Annotated in this window: 19 protein-coding genes and 3 pseudogenes; 13 read left to right on the top strand and 9 right to left on the bottom strand. The window is 56.3% G+C overall.

Going from position 1 to position 17510, the window contains the following annotated elements; genetic code table 11:
* Nucleotides 1-450 carry a hypothetical protein gene (locus ACLK1G_RS17980; RefSeq protein WP_420766652.1) on the top strand — a complete coding sequence of 150 codons (450 nt, stop codon included), beginning with the start codon at nucleotides 1-3 and terminating at the stop codon, nucleotides 448-450.
* 209 nt (nucleotides 451-659) lie between these two features.
* A complete protein-coding gene (locus ACLK1G_RS17975; protein WP_420766651.1) occupies nucleotides 660-1220 on the top strand; it encodes a hypothetical protein in 561 nt (186 codons plus the stop codon).
* Between the two features lie 46 nt (nucleotides 1221-1266).
* Here ACLK1G_RS17975 and ACLK1G_RS17970 read toward each other — a convergent pair whose 3' ends face one another.
* Entirely contained in the window at nucleotides 1267-1425 is a 159-nt protein-coding gene (locus ACLK1G_RS17970) for a hypothetical protein (protein WP_420766650.1), read from the bottom strand.
* Between the two features lie 119 nt (nucleotides 1426-1544).
* Here ACLK1G_RS17970 and ACLK1G_RS17965 point away from each other — a divergent pair.
* The 4 genes and pseudogenes from ACLK1G_RS17965 to ACLK1G_RS17950 all read left to right on the top strand — a co-directional run.
* Nucleotides 1545-1694: pseudogene (locus tag ACLK1G_RS17965) on the top strand (transposase); the annotation flags it as partial.
* Between the two features lie 78 nt (nucleotides 1695-1772).
* Nucleotides 1773-2474 carry a transposase gene (locus tag ACLK1G_RS17960; RefSeq protein ID WP_420766649.1) on the top strand — a complete coding sequence of 234 codons (702 nt, stop codon included), beginning with the start codon at nucleotides 1773-1775 and terminating at the stop codon, nucleotides 2472-2474.
* A 13-nt stretch (nucleotides 2475-2487) separates the two neighbouring features.
* Nucleotides 2488-2757: an endonuclease toxin domain-containing protein gene (locus ACLK1G_RS17955; protein WP_420766648.1), complete on the top strand. Its 270-nt coding sequence runs from the start codon at nucleotides 2488-2490 to the stop codon at nucleotides 2755-2757.
* 1 nt (nucleotide 2758) lies between these two features.
* Complete coding sequence (locus tag ACLK1G_RS17950; RefSeq protein ID WP_420766647.1) at nucleotides 2759-3289, top strand: contact-dependent growth inhibition system immunity protein; 531 nt, start codon at nucleotides 2759-2761, stop codon at nucleotides 3287-3289.
* Between the two features lie 167 nt (nucleotides 3290-3456).
* Here ACLK1G_RS17950 and ACLK1G_RS17945 read toward each other — a convergent pair whose 3' ends face one another.
* A complete protein-coding gene (locus tag ACLK1G_RS17945) occupies nucleotides 3457-4650 on the bottom strand; it encodes an IS4 family transposase (protein WP_420766646.1) in 1194 nt (397 codons plus the stop codon).
* Between the two features lie 263 nt (nucleotides 4651-4913).
* Between ACLK1G_RS17945 and imm45 the strand changes: the two genes are divergently transcribed.
* Complete coding sequence (gene imm45 / locus ACLK1G_RS17940) at nucleotides 4914-5252, top strand: Imm45 family immunity protein (RefSeq protein ID WP_420766645.1); 339 nt, start codon at nucleotides 4914-4916, stop codon at nucleotides 5250-5252.
* Nucleotides 5253-5448: 196 nt separating this feature from the next.
* Here imm45 and ACLK1G_RS17935 read toward each other — a convergent pair whose 3' ends face one another.
* Nucleotides 5449-5721: a hypothetical protein gene (locus tag ACLK1G_RS17935; RefSeq protein ID WP_420766644.1), complete on the bottom strand. Its 273-nt coding sequence runs from the start codon at nucleotides 5719-5721 to the stop codon at nucleotides 5449-5451.
* Nucleotides 5722-6401: 680 nt separating this feature from the next.
* On the opposite strand from ACLK1G_RS17935, the pseudogene ACLK1G_RS17930 reads away from it, so the two are divergent.
* Nucleotides 6402-6682: pseudogene (locus ACLK1G_RS17930) on the top strand (HigA family addiction module antitoxin).
* A gap of 99 nt (nucleotides 6683-6781) precedes the next feature.
* On the opposite strand, the pseudogene ACLK1G_RS17925 reads toward ACLK1G_RS17930, so the two are convergent.
* A pseudogene (locus ACLK1G_RS17925) lies at nucleotides 6782-7513 on the bottom strand (DUF899 domain-containing protein).
* A 189-nt stretch (nucleotides 7514-7702) separates the two neighbouring features.
* On the opposite strand from ACLK1G_RS17925, the gene ACLK1G_RS17920 reads away from it, so the two are divergent.
* Nucleotides 7703-8095 carry a hypothetical protein gene (locus ACLK1G_RS17920; protein WP_030141150.1) on the top strand — a complete coding sequence of 131 codons (393 nt, stop codon included), beginning with the start codon at nucleotides 7703-7705 and terminating at the stop codon, nucleotides 8093-8095.
* 137 nt (nucleotides 8096-8232) lie between these two features.
* On the opposite strand, the gene ACLK1G_RS17915 is transcribed toward ACLK1G_RS17920, so the two are convergent.
* The 3 genes from ACLK1G_RS17915 to ACLK1G_RS17905 form a co-directional block, all read right to left on the bottom strand.
* Entirely contained in the window at nucleotides 8233-9099 is an 867-nt protein-coding gene (locus ACLK1G_RS17915; RefSeq protein ID WP_420766643.1) for a DUF6279 family lipoprotein, read from the bottom strand.
* A gap of 81 nt (nucleotides 9100-9180) precedes the next feature.
* Nucleotides 9181-9891 (bottom strand): TorF family putative porin, encoded by a 711-nt coding sequence (locus tag ACLK1G_RS17910; RefSeq protein ID WP_420766642.1) that lies wholly within the window; start codon nucleotides 9889-9891, stop codon nucleotides 9181-9183.
* 197 nt (nucleotides 9892-10088) lie between these two features.
* Nucleotides 10089-10277, bottom strand: a complete 189-nt coding sequence (locus ACLK1G_RS17905; protein ID WP_018607615.1) for a hypothetical protein — start codon at nucleotides 10275-10277, stop codon at nucleotides 10089-10091.
* Nucleotides 10278-10606: 329 nt separating this feature from the next.
* On the opposite strand from ACLK1G_RS17905, the gene ACLK1G_RS17900 reads away from it, so the two are divergent.
* Together ACLK1G_RS17900 and ACLK1G_RS17895 are read left to right on the top strand one after the other, a co-directional pair.
* Nucleotides 10607-11443 carry a CvfB family protein gene (locus ACLK1G_RS17900; RefSeq protein WP_420766641.1) on the top strand — a complete coding sequence of 279 codons (837 nt, stop codon included), beginning with the start codon at nucleotides 10607-10609 and terminating at the stop codon, nucleotides 11441-11443.
* A 406-nt stretch (nucleotides 11444-11849) separates the two neighbouring features.
* Nucleotides 11850-13304 (top strand): NCS1 family nucleobase:cation symporter-1, encoded by a 1455-nt coding sequence (locus ACLK1G_RS17895; protein ID WP_420766640.1) that lies wholly within the window; start codon nucleotides 11850-11852, stop codon nucleotides 13302-13304.
* Here ACLK1G_RS17895 and ACLK1G_RS17890 read toward each other — a convergent pair whose 3' ends face one another.
* Complete coding sequence (locus ACLK1G_RS17890) at nucleotides 13305-14477, bottom strand: MFS transporter (protein ID WP_420766639.1); 1173 nt, start codon at nucleotides 14475-14477, stop codon at nucleotides 13305-13307. It lies immediately after the preceding gene.
* 103 nt (nucleotides 14478-14580) lie between these two features.
* Here ACLK1G_RS17890 and ptrR point away from each other — a divergent pair, with 103 nt between their 5' ends.
* Together ptrR and ACLK1G_RS17880 are read left to right on the top strand one after the other, a co-directional pair.
* Nucleotides 14581-15474 (top strand): putrescine utilization regulator PtrR, encoded by an 894-nt coding sequence (ptrR, locus tag ACLK1G_RS17885; protein WP_420766638.1) that lies wholly within the window; start codon nucleotides 14581-14583, stop codon nucleotides 15472-15474.
* 138 nt (nucleotides 15475-15612) lie between these two features.
* Nucleotides 15613-15741, top strand: a complete 129-nt coding sequence (locus tag ACLK1G_RS17880; RefSeq protein ID WP_256222727.1) for a PA1414 family protein — start codon at nucleotides 15613-15615, stop codon at nucleotides 15739-15741.
* A gap of 207 nt (nucleotides 15742-15948) precedes the next feature.
* On the opposite strand, the gene ACLK1G_RS17875 is transcribed toward ACLK1G_RS17880, so the two are convergent.
* A complete protein-coding gene (locus tag ACLK1G_RS17875) occupies nucleotides 15949-17337 on the bottom strand; it encodes a sodium:solute symporter family protein (RefSeq protein WP_420766637.1) in 1389 nt (462 codons plus the stop codon).
* Nucleotides 17338-17510 lie beyond the last annotated feature (173 nt).

The following is a 17510-nucleotide window of genomic DNA, read 5'->3' as shown; positions in this document are numbered from 1 at the left end:
ATGCTTGATAAACAGGTGTACGATTTAACGGCGCTAGATATCGAAGAATATGGTGCTTGGTATTTTCCTATGGATGAGACTGTCCAAAATGAGCTGACAGTGCGTCCTGTATGCTCTAAGGATGTGATTGATATCGGATTTCAAGTCATTGTCAGGACTTGGTTTGAAACCTGTTGTGGTGAAAAAAATATAGGATATATCTATTGGAGCAGTGGTTCAGCCATTGGTCATCTGCAGCCTGTTATGTTTGTTGGTGAGGGTCAGTGCGTTAATTTTTGGAATGGAATGAGCGAGCCGATATGGGGGAATTATTCTCCGGAACTGCAAAAGATTCGTTCGGATTTTCCCATTTCATTTTTTTCGGATAGTGTTTTTGAATTACCTAGTTTGACAGGGGTGTTGCAAGGGTTGTACAGCTTGAAGGATGATCAGGTGGTGGTATCTAAGTAGTAACTGTCGGAAAAACAAAAAAGAGGGCAGACTTTTTCTGGCGACGAACGGGGCGTTCGGTACATTATTAAAGGTTGCGCATCGCTGCTGAATTGATTTGCCTCCTTCTTAAAGTTAGGCAAGAGTTTGGCTTTATCCTTGATTTGAGAGCGGCTAGGGCGTGGCCTATTTCTACTCTGTCGTATCGATATGAAGTTTTATGGGGGGTTATGCGTTACTTTTATCTTTGTGCCTTTCTTAGCCTGACAATGATCTTATCGGCCTGCAATACAACCCCTTACGGCAAGGCCACGGTCTACTATGATCGTGAGGAATTTCCTGCTCAACTCGTCAAAGATTTTCCCGAGCTGACGGACCCGATCCTTCAGCATGGCCGTTGCTCAACGATTATTTCAACGCCTGGCTCCAATACGGGCGCTTACTATTTGTGCACTTACGCGCTGACTGCGAACGGGCTTTATGTGCAAGAATGGGATGCCAAAGCACTTAGGTATGTAGAAATCGTTCACGTGAAAATTTCGAAGCTCCAGAAGATTGCCTTGCACAACTTCTTTCGGACCAAACAGCTCCAACTGACCGAGGAACGACGCCAAATAGCGCTGAGTGTGTCTACCGATGGCGGCGAATTTATAAACGGGACAGCCACCGAGAGTTTGTTTGAGGCAATCAAAAGCAAAGGTGTGCCGGTGGTGAAAAGCGAGGGCTTGATCAGTTCTCCCAGATCGGCTTCGCCGGTAGTAATCCCAGTCTTTATCAAAAAGTATCGATAAGTGCCAACATACGAACGGGCGACCCCATAGATCGCCCGCCATTGATTTACTCCACTACCTGCGCCCGCAATCGCCTCCCAATCACATCCATCACGTCACATCCATCGCGCAGCGATATCGTCAGCAGTTTGCAAAAATCAGAAAGCACCACCGTATCGGAGCTGGTCCCCGAACGAAATGCGATATTTTCCAGCACTTGGGTCACGGTACGGATTCGGTAATCAGGAAAAAGGGTACAGATTCATTTTTTGTCAGGAAAAAGGGGGCAGATTTATTTTCTGAGCCTTTGCTACGCTGAAAGCTTCCACGGAAGAGAGGTCAAATATGCCCAGGATGGGACGTATTGTTTTGCCGCATTACCCACACCATATCGTGCAACGCGGTCACAACCGTCAGGTAGTTTTTGCGGTCCCCGAGGATTATCAACGCTACCTGACGGATCTGCGCGAGCTCAAGGACGCGTTTGGGGTCAAGGAAAAGGAAGGAAAAGGGGACAGATTTATTTTCTAAGCCTTTGCTACGCTGGAAGCTTCCACGGAGGAGAGGTCAAATATGCCCAGGATGGGACGTATTGTTTTGCCGAATTACCCACACCATATCGTGCAACGCGGTCACAACCGTCAGGTAGTTTTTGCGGTCCCCGAGGATTATCAACGCTACCTGACGGATCTGCGCGAGCTCAAGGACGCGTTTGGGGTCAGGGTCTACGCCTATTGTTTGATGACCAATCATGTTCATCTGTTACTGGCTCCGGGTGAGTCCATCGCTGGATTGGGACAGATGATGAAGGCTTTAGCGGCGCGAGCCACGCGTTACCGCAATCGACTCGAAGGGCGCTCCGGTACGCTATGGGAAAGTCGTTACAAATCCAGCGTGGTGCAATCAGATGCCTATCTCCTTGCCTGTTGTCGTTACATTGAATTGAATCCCGTACGCGCTCAAATGGTGGCCGATGTGGCGGACTACCTTTGGTCGAGCTACAGAAGCAGGGTGGGTGATGGGCCTGACAGCGAATGGCTGGATGTCGATCCCTGCTTCGTTGCTCTGGGCGCTACAGCTTTGGAGCGGCGTCGTAGGTATGAGGCTTTCGTGTGCGAGGCCATACCTGCAGAGCAGGTCCGTTTGATCCGTGATGCGTTGCAGCGAGGCCAGTTGACTGGGACGGGACGCTTCGTTGATGAGGTAGAGCGGATAGTTGGTATCCGGGTAGAACAACGAGGTCAGGGGCGGCCAAGGGTGAAGACTGGAAAATAAATCCGTCCCCTTTTTGTCTCTTTTTGTCTATACGACCACTGCGGTTAAAATTGCCAATCCAAGTCAGGTTTATTCATCGCTCAAGGGAAATATTGATACCGCCGCAGGGTTTACTGAGTACGGTTTGAAGGACGTAACAGTATCCTCTAGTCAAATTACTAGTCGTGAATTGCAAGTGGCAGTTCCAAAGGCTACGACGAGTGCTCAATGGGATCAAATTAATAGAGCTGTTGAGTATGGTCAGAGCAAAGGCGTTACGGTGAAAATTACCAAGGTAGATTAAGATGAGTGATGTCGTAAAAACAGCTTGGGCAGATGCGAAAATGAATAAAAATTTCATTTCCATAAAAACTTTTTCTGGATATCGAAGTAGCCAAGCAGACCCACAAGGTGTAGAGCATTTTTTCAGCCCTGACGCTGCCGATAAAGAGCTAGGCCTTGCTGTGCTTGACGCCTTGGCTCATAGCCGATTTGTGCTTCCCGAGCCGCGTAAGGATGTTTGGATTCATCCTGAAGCTACTTTTGATATGGAGCTCTACGATTACAATCTGACCAATCAACGATATGATCAGTGGGCTGGCAGCACTTTGGAACGCTATGGCTACAAGACTAAGCGTGCATTATTTAAAGATATGAGGAAGTGCAGTATCGAAAATAAGAGCGATCAGATCACTATTCGCCCCAGCCATCACGAAAAGCTAGAGGCTTGGAGCGGCAAGGGTATAAGTGAGAGTAAGTATGTCACTATCCCCAGCGGTAGTAGCCCTTCTGATATAGGTGCGGCCCTGCGCTTGGCTTTTAGTAGGTGTACTTAATGTGTAGAGGTTTCGAATAATCAAACACCGGCTTCGTGCTGGTCCAAAAGGGCAAGAACCGAGGCAGAATCGGGGACAGGCAGCAGAATCGGGGGACAGACCACGTTATATGTGCGTTTCCCCGATAGCAGGAAAACGTGGTCTGTCCCTGAGGGATCCCCATAAATCTACGCCAGGCTCTGCGCCTGATAATGCACCTCGTCACGCAGGGCCTGCTCGAGCTTTTCTAAATGCTCTCGTCCGCCAAAGTCCGTACAGCAACGCCAATACTCCAGTCCCAAGCGCCACAACGAAAGCACCCGTCTATCTTTTAGGCTGTTGCTTTGATAACGCTGTTCCAATTTGCTTTCACGGGCCTGTAGCCCTGTCAGGAAGATGAGGTAGTTGGCCAGAGCCGCAATCAACAGCAGCGCCTCAATGCGCCGAGGGCAATGACTTCTATGCAGGTTCAGCCCCAACCCCAAGTGCTCACTTTTTACATCCCGGAAGCCTTCTTCGATCTGCATGCGCCTTTTATAAATCGCGACGATTTTCGCCGGATTCCACTCACTGTGCTCCAGATTGCTCGCCAGCAACCAAGGTTCACGTTCACGCCTGGCGGACTGTCGACTGAGCTTGCTTTTGGCGATTGAGCCTGTGACGCGTTGATGCTTTCGTCCTTTGGCTGAGTGCCGGACACAATACAAGTCGATGAAATGGGGAGCGCTACGGGTCATCTCGACATGGCCCAACGATCTGGGTGATGAAGTGGCCAGAGCATATAGGCTTTTCACGGGTTGCCAGTCAGCGCCACCAGTGCGATAAAGCTCACGATTTCGTATGCGAGCTACGTAATACCAGCCCTGTGCTGCCACCGCCTTCATCCATGGACGCCGAAAACCCGCGTCAGTTACCAAGATGGGAATACAGCCGTCAGGCAGTAGTTCAGCCAGTGTGTTGAGCAATCGTTTTTGGTATCTCGGGCAACTCTCACGCTCATGCACACTTTCATAAATGGGAAATGAGCGTCCGGCCAACGGAATCGCTGCTCTCAACAAGAACGCGTCTCCTGGGGCGTCAATTCGAGACCAGTCGACCAAAATCAATGGATGTTTTAGCGAGCCCAGCAACGCTCGTAACATCACCCAGTAGAACAGTGGGCGCTCTGCTCTGAGGTGCTGATTACCCAGCAATCGATCTACTCGCTTGATGGCATGTTTGGGGTAAGCCCGGCCTGGCATCGACCGCCCTAGTCCTGTCAGCGTCAGACGACGGCCTTGCAGCAATGAACTAACACAACTCATCAACGTAGTCAGACGACGGGAATGGACAGAGGGAAGTGCTTGAGCGAGCGCTCTGTGTAAAAATCGGATGGCCTGCATGGGTTCGGGATCTTGTTTTTGCGTGGTGCAAACCAAGTTGCCGACTCATGCAGGTCTCTTCAATATTCCAACTTCTTGATTTTCTATAAGAAAATTCGGGGATCCCTCAGGGTCTGTCCCCGTTTTTCCGTCCCCGTTTTTCCTGGCAGGTTGGAGCAGGTGCACGGCAAAACAGGAAAACACATTGGCGAATATTATTTTGATTTGGTTGCTGTTCCTAATTCAAAGGACACATCTGGTGGGCATGATTTGAGGGTTAAATAATGAAAGGTATCAAATTAGTCGATAGTCTGGCTCCAGCGATAACTCGTGGGCAGATATTCCGACTCCCTGCTAAATGGCCGTATGAGGAGATCGTAGATTTCATGGTCGTTGATATTCCGGACGACCAGTACGGGCATTCTATTGCCGTTGCGTCCGGTAATAAGGCGGGGCTTTTGGTGGTGCGCCTACCTCTTGAAAGTCGTTTTTCAGATACCCGAGAGATTTCAAGGGAATGGCTGATTAAGAACTGGGCCAAATGGATCTATCCCGATTGCCCTGTTGAGAAGGTTTATTTATTTAAGCAAGCAGCGATTCCGTCTAATTTTGTAGGTCGTTAAGTGTTGGCTTGTCCTTAAAAGGATGTCTAGTCCTGAAATAGGTTTACAGCCGTTTCAGGACCAGACAATACAAACCTTAAATGAGAGCACAGATGGAGCTAAGCAGAACCGGGGACAGACTACGTTATCTGTGTCCCTGGTTTTGTTTAGCTTTCCGCACATGTGAAAACGGCGACCCAAAGGTCGCCCGTTTTCGTCACTCAGCAGCTTGCGCCCGCAACCGTCTCCCAATTACATCCAGCACGTCACACCCATCACGCAACGCTATCGTCAGCATTTTGCAAAAGTCCGAAAGCACAACCGTATCGGAGCTGATATCCGAACGAAACGCGATGTTTTCCAGCAGTTGGGTCACGGTGCGGATGCGGTAGTCGGCGGTTTCGAAGAGGACGTCGAGTGGGGCTTCGGTGTCGATGAGCAGGGTGGCGGGCGTGCAGTCGACGCCAGTGATGGGCATGAATCTAGTCATAGCAAGAGCCTCGGAAGTTGATGAGTCTCTCTGTTTATTCGGGTCGCCAAACCCGGTCGCCTTTTTGGGCGACGAGGGACTATAAGCTGGTCCACTCCGGAGCCACAAGACGCCGCTTTCTGAGCTTTATGTAGGACGTTTGGCCTGGCATTTGTCGGCTTAAAGCAAGCGACTGCTGCGCAGTCGAGCGGGAGCAAGCTCCCTCGCCACGGGGCGGTGCTCGGCTAGATTGTGCTTATCCGCATCAGTGGCCGCAGGGCTTGGCCTCTTAGCGTCCGTTGGGATGCGGATAAGTCCTCGTTTCTTCCATTTACGAGCTGTTTTGTCATCTGTCCGTTTGTAGGAAGTTTCAACCTTCGAGCGGGATCCTTCGTACTTCTATACGGGACGCGTCTGATTTCAGAAGGACGGTTTCGACAGTAGTCTCTTTGGTCAAAGGTGCGCCGCGTCGAACCATTGGTCTGATCAGTATGTGGTTGGCGTGGTGGGCTACACCGAACGGCGAGGCGATGAGGTCTGCATGTCTCCACCCGATAGCTACTAAATAGAAGGCATACGTTATGTCGGAAACATCGAAAACCGATTGGGAGCGCCTGCTCAAGATGAACGACTCGGATATCGATACCAGCGATATACCTCCGCTAGACGAGGACTTCTTCCACCGCGCCGAGCTGATTAACATGCACAACCCTCCCCATCCCGGGGTGTTCATTACTGAGACTTATCTAGAGCCCAACGGCATCAGCAGCCGTGAGCTGGCAGTAAAACTCGATGTAGCCCCCTCGGCACTGAACGGTGTCTTGAAGGGCACTAGCCCCGTGTCGCCCGAAATGGCGATGCGGCTGTCTGTAGTATTTGGCCGCTCGCCGGAGAGTTGGCTGGCGATGCAGGATGCTTACGATCTCTGGGTGGCTCGTCAGCACATTGATTTGTTGTAGTTAAGAAGCTCGCTTTCGCCTGAGCCATCCTGTTGGTGCCCGCGGACACAGAAGGCGACCGCTACGCAGCCGAGCGGGAGCAAGCTCCCTCGCCACGTCGCTCGACTGGGCTGCTTGGCGCATCAGCTGTGGCAGCAACCACGCGGCTTGGCCTCTTCATACTTATCATGATGCCGAACCCAATCCATGATCTCGTCTTCATTGCGGCCCTTGGGCGTGAGGTCGAGGTAGTTGTAGGTGCCGACCAGGATGTCGAGGCCGCGCGCGTAGGTGGAGTAGGTGTGGAAGATGTCGCCGGCTTCGTTGCGATAGAAGACGCTCAGGCCTGGGAGTTCGCCTTCGGTGGTGTCGGTTTTTTCGTAGTTGTAGGTGGCTGTTCCGGCGGCGGTGTCTTCGGCTTTGAAGCTGACGCCGAAGTCGTAGTTGAAGTCGCAGCCTTGCGACGAGACCTAGTCGAAGGCCCAGCCCATGCGGCGTTTGAAGGGTTGGAATTCGGCGAAGGGGGCGCGGGAGACGGCCACCACCGCCACGTCGTGGTGGGCCAGGTGTTGGTTGGCGCCGTCGATGTGGTCGGACAGGAACGAGCAGCCTTGGCAGCCTTCGGTCCAGCCGGGGCCGAACATGAAGTGGTAGATGATCAGTTGGCTGCGGCCGCCGAACAGGTCGGCGAGGCTCAATTCGCCTTGGGGGCCTTGGAAGCGGTAGGGTTTGTCGATTTTTACCCAGGGCAGGGCGCGGCGTTCGGCGCTGAGTTTGTCTCGTTCACGGGTGAAGGCTTTTTCGTGGGCCAAGTGTTCGCGGTGGGCGGCGAGCCAGGCTTCCCGCGAGACGACCGGAGGGTGCTCGATGTTCATGGGGCTTCTCCTCAGGGATTCAATTATCGACGTTTGCAATGCCTAGTCGTTTGGGCGGCCACGGTTTCGACACACCGTTGGTCGGTTGGCTGGTGGATCCGTTGGAAAACCAAGCTGAACGGCGCTGAACCGCCTCGGTCACACTTTAAGTAGGCATCTCACTCTTTAAGCATTAGAGGATGGACCAGGATGACGACTTATAACTGGGACTTGATCGAACGGTTGCTGCACGAAGTGCAGAACGGCGCCGGCCACAGTTTTACCCCTCGGCCCTACGCGGAGCAGCACGCGGCGGAAAAGGCGGCTCAGGGCGAGGAAATCGAGAACCTTGATCATCTGAAAGCGGTCGCCGGAGAGTACGAAAAATTACTGCTGGAGCGTGGGTATATCGAGCCTCGGCCGGAGGAAGAGGGCGGCAATGGCGAAAACTTCGTGCTGACGCCTCGCGGCTCGCGGTTGTTGAGCCTGATCGACAGCAGTATTCCGGGCAATGATCATCCGCGTCAGGTGCTGGATGAACAGGAAGATGCGCTGGATGAGTTTACCTTTGATGATTTGGCTTCGAAGGCGCAGATTGCCTGAAAGGCTGGCACTGAACCGTATGGGAGCGAGCTTGCTCGCGATGGCGATTAAACAGGCAAAACACCTGTTGAATGTCAGGCCGCTATCGCGAGCAAGCTCGCTCCCACATTGGATCTTCCACATGGATCACAGTGGTTTTACGAGCGTGCTGCCTTCAAGCATTTCAGATCACTGAAATCCTTCTTTACGCCGTCGATTTTCTGCAATAGCCGTTCACGCTGCGCCGGGGTGCTGTCGGCCATCAGGTCCACCAACAGGCTGCGGGCCTGGGCTTCGGTTTTGTTGTAGGCCTCGCGATAAGCGGGCGTCCACAGGCTCTCGCGGTTTACCAGCAGTTGCTCGATGCGTTTCGGGAAGTCGGGGCTTTGGCGTTGGGCGACGGCCTCGCTGAACTGGTTTTGCCAGTGGGCGCGGTTGGCGATCCATTGCTGGTTTTGATCGCCAAGAGCGGTAGACCAAGCCATCACACGCTGGCGCTGGGCGTCGTTGAGCGGGCCGATCCAGTCGTTGAGCCGTTTCTCCATGCGCTCGGCACGTTCCTGGATCTGCTGCTGCAACGTCGGCTTGAGGTATTCGCGCTGACGCTTTTGTTGATCCTTGACGAACGCGGCGTCCATGTCGGCGACTTGTTCGTCGCTCAGGCCTTGCAGCAGTTCGATGGCCGACGGGGTGATTGCCCGGGCGGTTTCGGCGATGGCGGCCTTGGCTTCGCGGGTGCGTTGCTGCAGGGCTTCGTCGGTTACCGCGTTGGTTTGCACCATGGTCTTCAGGCGGTCCAGCCAATCGAGATAGCCCGGCAGTTGCGTGGTGCAGTGCCAGCTCAGGTGTTCCTTGAGGCGATCGTCGAACCAGTCCTTTTGCTCGCCGTTGATCTCCAGGTAATCGTTGAGGGTCCAGGGAATGATCAGGTCGAGGTTGCGGTAGGCCAGGCCGACACGGCTGCAAGCGGTGAGTGTCAGCAGCAGGGCGATGAACATGGCGGTGCGTGTTAACCAGCGCGACATGAGCGGGTCCTTGCGAAGGCGGAGGTGATTTGTTTGAGCATGGCAGGCGCGTGGCAGTTCAGCCGAACGAATAAGTAACGCTTAGTAAAAAGGATGGGCCATCTTCAGGGTCAGCAGGCTGTCGCATTCGCTGTTGTGCCCGGAATAGGCCGAGCAACTGCTGCCGCTGAGGCTTGAGTCGCTGTAGATCAGGTCCAGGTCGATGCCTTTCCAGGGACGGGATATTTTCAACGACCAGTCGCTGAAACTGCCTACGTAACCATTCTCCACCGAGACCGGGGTATTAAGCTGGTGGGTGGTGTACTTGGCGCTGATGCCGATGCCGAAGGGCACGTTGCCACCGAGGTCGGCGAACAGGGTGCTGTTCTGTTTGTCCGGGTCGTTGCTCAAGGCAGCACCGAAGCGGCTACCTAGAATGGTCAGGCCGCCATAGAATTCCTGGCTGTCGACGGTATCGACGGTGGGGTAGCTGTAATGGATCAGGCCGACTTCGTAACCCAAGGTCTGGTCGAAGGGCTGTTTGAAACCCATGTAGGAATCGACTTCCAGGTCAGCGGAGAAACCGGCGCTGGGTGACCATTGTCCGACGTACCAGCCGCTGTCATGGCTCAGGTCCAGGCCGCCATGGAACGAGCCGGTGCTCGACGGCGTGACGAGGCCCTGTGCCATGCTGCGGCTGGGTGTGGTGCCGAGTTTAAGGTCGAAGTCACCGAGCTCACGCTGAAACACCTGCCCATAAGAAGCAGGGCAAGCGAGCAGACTGAACGTCAGCAGGACAACAGGAATGCGCAATGCTTCACTCCATTAATAGCGAGGAGCAGGGAACCGTAACCAAGCTGAAACGCTTGAGCTAGAGAGGTGCAAGCATACCGGCGAATGCTCGACCGAGATGGCCGTTCGTCGATTTTTGCGGGGAAGGGGACTGAGAGAGGGGTTCCAGTCCAAGCGCTTCGAGATTCAAAGCGCTTTGGGACCAGGTGACGCGGGGATTACTTTTTGCCCAGGCTGATCTGCTTGGACGGGCCGAATGTCTGGCCGCTGACACCTTTGGCAATCTGCTGGATTTCACCGCCGGACTTGAGGAACGCAGCGATTTGGTCGTTGATCGACTCGCTGGTTTCAACGGCTGGAGCTGGCTTTGCTTTGCTGTTGGATGCTTTTACGCGCATGACGGCCATTAACCTATGGATAATTAATTGGGCCAGGCATCGTACAGGAAATACTTGACAATTGCTTGGCAAATATCCCCCTGAATTATTTGCAGTAGGGCTGGAATATCGACCGACTCATGCCTGTGTATTGACCTAAGCCACTGTTTTAAATAACAACGTGTCTTGAAATTTAAAACGTAAGCGGGGCGATTCAAACCCAGTGTCTTCTGACGAATGGCCGCCTGCGGGCCAAAAAGCCAGAAAAATCAAGGGGCGCACGCCGATCGATGCTGGCGGCGACGAATCGCACGCCAAAACCGGGTAGAATGCCGCCCACGTAACGAGGGTATTTGGAAATGGCTTTAGTCGGGCGCTACAACAGTTTGCAAGTGGTTAAACATACTAACTTCGGTTTATATCTGGACGGCGGTGCGGACGGTGAGATCCTGCTGCCCAACCGTTATATCCCCAAGGATATTCCCAGCGAAGATGAAGACTGGCTCAATGTTTTCATTTATCTGGACAGCGACGACAAACTGATCGCTACGACAGAAAAACCAAAAGTCCAGGTGGGCGAATTCGCCAGTCTGAAAGTGGTTGAAGTCAACAGCATCGGCGTGTTCCTGGACTGGGGCCTGCCCAAGGATTTGCTGTTGCCGTATTCCGAAGAGAAACGCCAGCTGACCGCCGGCGAGTACTGCGTGGTCCACGTCTATCTGGACAAGCACACCCGCCGCATCACCGCGACGGCACGCCTGGATCGTTATCTGGACAAGACCCCGGCCAACTACACGCCTGGTCAGGAAGTGGATTTGCTGGTCGCCGAAGCCACCGACATGGGCTTCAAGGCAATCATCAATAACAAGCACTGGGGCTTGATCCACAAGAACGAAATCTTCAAGTTCATGCGCGCCGGCAAACAGGAAAAGGGCTTTATCAAGGAAGTCCGTCCGGACGGCAAGATCAGCCTGAGCTTGCAGCCGGTGGGCCAGGAAGCGGCGACCAGCCTCAACGCCAAGATTCTTGCCAAGTTGCGTGAGAACAACGGCACGCTCGCGGTGAGCGACAAGAGCGATCCGGCGCTGATCACCAGTATGTTTGGTGTGAGCAAGGGCAACTTCAAAAAGGCCATCGGTGCGCTGTACAAGGATGGGCAGATTGTCATTCATGCAGATCGTATTGAGCTGACTTGATCGTTAGGCCGAGCAAACCACCGTTGGCTAGGTCATCCTGTGGCGAGGGGATTTATCCCCGCTGGGCTGCGAAGCAGCCCTGATTCGAACGCCTCGGTGTACCTGCCAGATTGAGTGGTTATTTTTGGGGCTGCTCCGCAGCCCAGCGGGGATAAATCCCCTCGCCACAAATCTTCGCTGTATACAAAAATCCTTGCACCTTAACCATGCACCCGCGCCCCGTTCGTGGGCGTTCTGTTGTGTTCGTTCCATTTTTACCTGCGCTGAAAAGCGCGGTTTGTCTCGTATCCACCATCCATGGCACGCATTCTGCGTAGCAACCCGTATACAAACCACGCCGGCTCCCGTGCGCAGTGTGGTGGACAATCAAACTCGGGGGCACGGCGGCACCCAAAGGAGCCCCGCAATGTCCGAGCAATTGCCCAACGGCTACAGCCCCCGCCTCTATAACGAAGACCTGGGCCCGCTGCCGCAGAAATGGAATTGGTACAACATCTTCGCGTTCTGGATGAGTGATGTGCACAGCGTCGGCGGTTATGTGTTTGCTGCCAGCCTGTTCGCCTTGGGCCTGGCGAGTTGGCAGGTGCTGATTGCCTTGCTCGGCGGGATTTGTATCGTGCAGTTGATCGCCAACCTGGTCGCCAAGCCGAGCCAGCAAGCGGCGGTGCCTTATCCGGTCATTTGCAGGCTGGCGTTCGGCGTGTTCGGGGCGAACATCCCGGCGGTCATTCGTGGGCTGATCGCCGTGGCTTGGTATGGGATCCAGACGTACCTGGCGTCCAGCGCTCTGATCATCGTGGTCCTGCGGTTTTTTCCTTCGATGGAAGTCTACGCGACGCCACATTTTGCAGGGTTGTCCTACCTGGGATGGTTCGGTTTCCTTGGGCTGTGGTTTGTTCAGGCGCTGGTGTTCTGGACGGGCATGGAGTCGATCCGTCGCTTCATCGACTGGGCCGGGCCGGTGGTGTATGCCGTGATGTTCCTGCTGGCCGGCTGGATCGTCTGGAAGGCCGGCTGGAGCAACATCAGTTTTACCTTGGCGGAAAAATCGCTGTCCGGCTGGCAGGCATTCGGCCAGGTGATCGTGGCAACGGCCCTGGTTGTGTCGTACTTTTCCGGCCCAACCTTGAATTTCGGTGATTTCAGCCGGTACTGCCGGAGCATGTCTGACGTGCGTCGCGGTAATTTCTGGGGGCTGCCGGTGAATTTCCTGGCGTTCTCGCTGGTGACCGTGGTGATCGTTTCCGGCACGTTGCCGGTGTTCGGTGAGATGCTCCACGACCCGATCGCCACCGTGGCGCGCATCGACAACAACGTCGCCGTCCTGCTGGGGGCTTTTGCTTTCGTCACCGCGACCATTGGCATCAACATCGTCGCCAATTTCGTGTCCCCGGCGTTCGACTTCGCCAACGTCGCGCCGAGCAAGATCAGCTGGCGCGCCGGCGGCATGATTGCAGCGGTGGCCTCGATTTTCATCACGCCGTGGAACCTGTTCAACAACCCTGAAGTGATCCACTACACGCTGGATGTGCTGGCAGCGTTTATCGGCCCGCTGTTTGGCATCCTGCTGGTGGATTACTACCTGATCAAGAAGCAGCAGATCGACGTCGATGCGCTGTTCAACGACGGCCCGACTGGGCGTTATTACTACAGCGGGGGAGTCAACTGGACGGCGGTGAAGGCGTTGATCCCGGCGACGCTGATGGGCGTGGCGATCACGTTCACGCCGTTCCTGCAACCGATGGCCAATTTCGCCTGGTTCACCGGTTGTTTCCTCGGCGGGGTGTTGTATTTCGCCTTGGCGCGACGCCAACCTTTCCCACACCTGAACACATCGCTGAACCCGGCCGGCCAGGCCTGATCAACGCGGGACGGTCTGGGCGCAACGCTCCGCCGCGCCTCGGTTGGCGGGCCGCAGCAACAGGCCGCCCGCCAGCACCAGGCCGCTGCCGGCAATGATCAGTGCGGGTTGCAAGCCGCCGCTGAAATGGCTGCTCAGCGCCGCCAGCAACGGTCCGCTGAGCTGGCCGATGGCGAAGCAGGCGGTCAGCAACCCGATGTTGCGCTGGATGGCATGGGGCGCCAGTTCTCGGGAACGCAACACCATCAATTGCATGCAAGCCAGGAACGGCGTGCCACACAGGATCACGCCCAGCGCCAATCCCGCGCCGCTGCCCAGCAGGCAGGCAAATACGCCAGCGGCTTGCAGCCACAAGGTCGCCATCAACCAGCGGCTGGTGGTGTTCGGGTTGGGCCGGCGCAGGCTCACCAACAACACGCCGATGGCGGCGGCCAGGCCGAAGCAAGGCCAGAACAGGTCTGCCTGCCATTGCCCGTGGAACTGGGCGGAAGCCATCTGCGACAGGAAGGTCGCCGGAATGATGTAGCCCACGCCATACAAGGCATAAACCACGCAGAGCCGGGCGATGCCGCGGTTGCTGGCCACGGCGGTGGGCGCTGCAACGGTAGCCGCAGGCACGGGTTTCGGCAGGACCGGCAGGATCACCAGCAACATCAACAGCGCCGCCCCGGCGTACACCAGCCACAAGACGTCGGATGTCTGGCCCAACAGGTTCGAGCCAAGCGCCAGCAAGCCTGTAAGAAAAATGCCCAAACCAGGTCCGGCGAATACCAGTGCGCCCAGCCGTGGCCGGCCCGTCGCCGCAGCCAAGGGTTGGCTCAGGGCGGTAATCATCACCATCACCCAGGCGCTCGCCACGCCCGTGCCGAAGCGCAACGCCAGGTGCGGCCAGAAGCCCCAGGCCCAGAACGACGCCAGGGTTAGCAGCACGCACAGCCACAGGCCGCCGAGCAACCGTCGCTGCACCTGTTCCGGACGCCGGGCGAACATGGCGTCGAGCGCGCCGAGCAGATAACCGAGGTAGTTGGCAGCGGCGATCAGACCGGCGGCGGTCAAGTCCACCTGACCTTCGCCGATCAAATGAGGTAACTGCGGCGTGAGGGCGAAGCGGCCAATGCCCATGGCCATCATCAGGGCAATGAAACTGGCGAGCAGGCGAATCAAGGGCGACATGGTCGTACTCCAGCGCTGAGGCGAATGACCGTCAGGCTAGGACTGATTGACTTTCATTAAAAATGAATAATAGTGAGTAACTTGTTCTTTTTTGGAGAAGGTCATGGAGTTCAGCCAACTTAGGATTTTCCAGGCCGTGGCCGAGGAAGGTTCGATCACCCGGGCTGCCGAGCGCTTGCATCGGGTGCCGTCGAACTTGTCGACGCGGCTCAAACAGCTCGAAGAGCAGTTGGGCGTGGATCTTTTCCTAAGAGAGCGTCAGCGTTTGCAATTGTCGCCTGCGGGAAAAGTCCTGTTGGACTATGCGACCAAGCTGTTTGCCCTGCATGACGAAGCCCACGCGGCAGTGCAGGGCGGTCAGCCGGCCGGGGATTTCCTGCTCGGCACCATGTACAGCACGGCAGCGACGCATTTGCCTGATCTGCTGGCGGCTTATCACCGGGCCTACCCGGCGGTGAACCTGCAAGTGCAATCGGGGCCGAGTGGCGAATTGCTTGAAGGCCTGCTCACCAATCGCCTCGACGCGGCGCTGGTGGACGGCCCGCTGGAACTGGCGGGGCTCGATGGCGTGCCGTTGTGCGACGAGCGGCTGGTGCTGATCACCGAGGCTGACCACGCACCGGTACGCAGTGCGCTGGACGTGCAAGGCCGCGCAGTGTTCACCTTTCGCCGGGGCTGTTCGTACCGGATGCGCCTGGAGGCCTGGTTTGCCCATGATCATGCAACCATGGGTCGGGCGATGGAGATCGAGTCGTACCAGGGGATGCTGGCGTGTGTCATCGCCGGGTCCGGGGTGGCGCTGATGTCCGAGTCGATGCTCGCCAGCCTGCCGGGGCGCGAGCGTGTGATGGTCCATCCACTGGCCGAGCCATTTGCGAATGCGACAACGTGGTTGATGTGGCGTAAAGGCATGGTCGGAGCCAACCTGAACGCCTGGATCGAGATGCAACAACAAGCGTGGCCGCGGGCGCCAATGATCACGGCGCAATCGGCTTGAACTCACAGCCTGGGATTCGGATCAATTCAGTAACAGATCATTGCAATCTGTAACGAGCATTGCGTAGGACTTCGGACTATTATCAGTGCGAAGGGGCCACAGAAATCTGCCGCTCGCACCACCTGAGGGGGCACCACGATGAAAGAGAAAATCCAGAACTGGCTTCACGACTTGGGTGTCGCGCTCGGCCTGATCGAGCCGCCCATGCAGCCGATACCGATCCGCACTGACGATGAGCAACGCCGCCGCCAGCCGCGCCGCCGGTAAAACCGCCGGATTTGGAGAGATCGCAGCTGCGGACCATTTCAGTCGAGATGGCCCGCAGCTGCGATCTTTTTATTTCTTAAAGACAGAACCTGTGGGAGGGAGCTTGCTCGCGATAGCGGTGACCGGCATGCATCCATGTTGAATGTACCGCCGTCATCGCGAGCAAGCTCGCTCCCACAGGAATCTCTTCTTGCCGAGAGTTGACGATCAAGCCGCCTTTGGCACCACATTCGACCGTGGCGAAAGCAGGCTGACCACCACGAAACTCACCAACGCCACGCTCAGGCTGTAGTAGATCGGCGTATTCGCGTCCAGGCCATCCTTGACCATGAAGAACAGCGCGGTCACGAAGCCCAGCGACATGCTGGTAATCGCGCCGGCCGTGGTAGCGCGTTTCCAGTAGATGGCGCCTATCAGCGGGACCAGCATGCCGCCCACCAGCAGGTTGTAGGCCAGGGTCAGGGCGCTGATCACGTCGCTCACCACCAGGGCGATCGCCAGGACCACGGCGCCCAGTAGCAGGGTTGCGATGCGATTTTCATGGACGTCGCCGTTGCCGCTTTCACGACCCTGGCGCAGACGCGGCAGCAGGTCCTGGACCACGGTGGTGGAGGCCGCCAACAGACCCGCCGCCGCAGTGGACATCAGCGCCGCGAGGGCCGCGGCGATCACCAGGCCGCGTATCCCGTTGGGCAAGCTGTGTTGCACCACGCTGGCGAAGGCGTTGTTGACGTTTTCCAGGTCCGGCAGCAGCACCTTGGCGGCCATGCCGATCAGCGCACCGGCCAGGCCGTAGAGCACGCAATACAGGCCGGCGGCGGTGCCGGCGACTTTTGCCACGCCTTCGCTGCGGGCGGTGAACACCCGCTGCCAGATGTCCTGGCCGATGAAGATGCCGAAGAAGTAGATCAGGAAGTACGTGATGATGGTGTCCCAGCCAATGGCCGTGAAATCGAAATAGCGCGCCGGCAAGGCCGCCACCATCGCGTTCCAGCCACCCGCGTCACTGATGGACAGGGGCATCAGCAAGAACACCAGGCCGATGGTCATGATCAGGAATTGCACGATGTCGGTCAGGGTCAGCGACCACATCCCGCCAATGGTTGAATACAGCACCACCACGCCGCCGCCCACCAGGATCGAAACCCAGAAGGGCAGGCCGAACAGCACCTGCATGACCGTGCCGATGGCGATGGTCGAGGTGGCGCCGATCATCAGCGCGTAGACCAGCATGATCAATGCGCTGGCATGGCGTGCAGCCGGGTTGTAACGGCGCTCTAGCACTTGGGTCACGGTATAGATCTTGAGCTTGAGCAACGGCTTGGCGAGAAACAGGCTCAGCCCGACGATGCCCAGGCCGATGGCGCCGCACAGCCAGAATCCGGAAATGCCATGGACATAGCCCAAGCGCACGGTGCCGATGGTCGATGCGCCGCCGAGCACGGTGGCGGCCATGGTGCCCAGGTAGAAGCCTGGGCCGAGGTTGCGTCCGGCGACGAGGTAGTCGTCACGGGTCTTGGCGCGGCGCATGCCGTACCAGCCGAGGGCGATCATGCCGGTGGCGTAGATGAGAACGACGATTAAATCCAAGGCCATGATGGCGTGTCTCCGATTGTCTTTTTTATAGTGAAGTCGGGTGATTGATGCCTTTGTGGCGAGGGGATTTATCCCCGCTGGGCTGCGAAGCAGCCCCAAACACAGTCAACTCAATCTGTCTGGCACACCGAGGCGCCTGGTATTAGGGCCGCTTCGCAGCCCAGCGGGGATAA

Origin of the sequence: Pseudomonas algeriensis (assembly GCF_048847255.1) — a bacterium.
Taxonomy (GTDB): Bacteria; Pseudomonadota; Gammaproteobacteria; order Pseudomonadales; family Pseudomonadaceae; genus Aquipseudomonas.
Note: the sequence above shows the minus strand (reverse complement) of the source record. Positions and strands in the feature narration are given on the sequence as shown.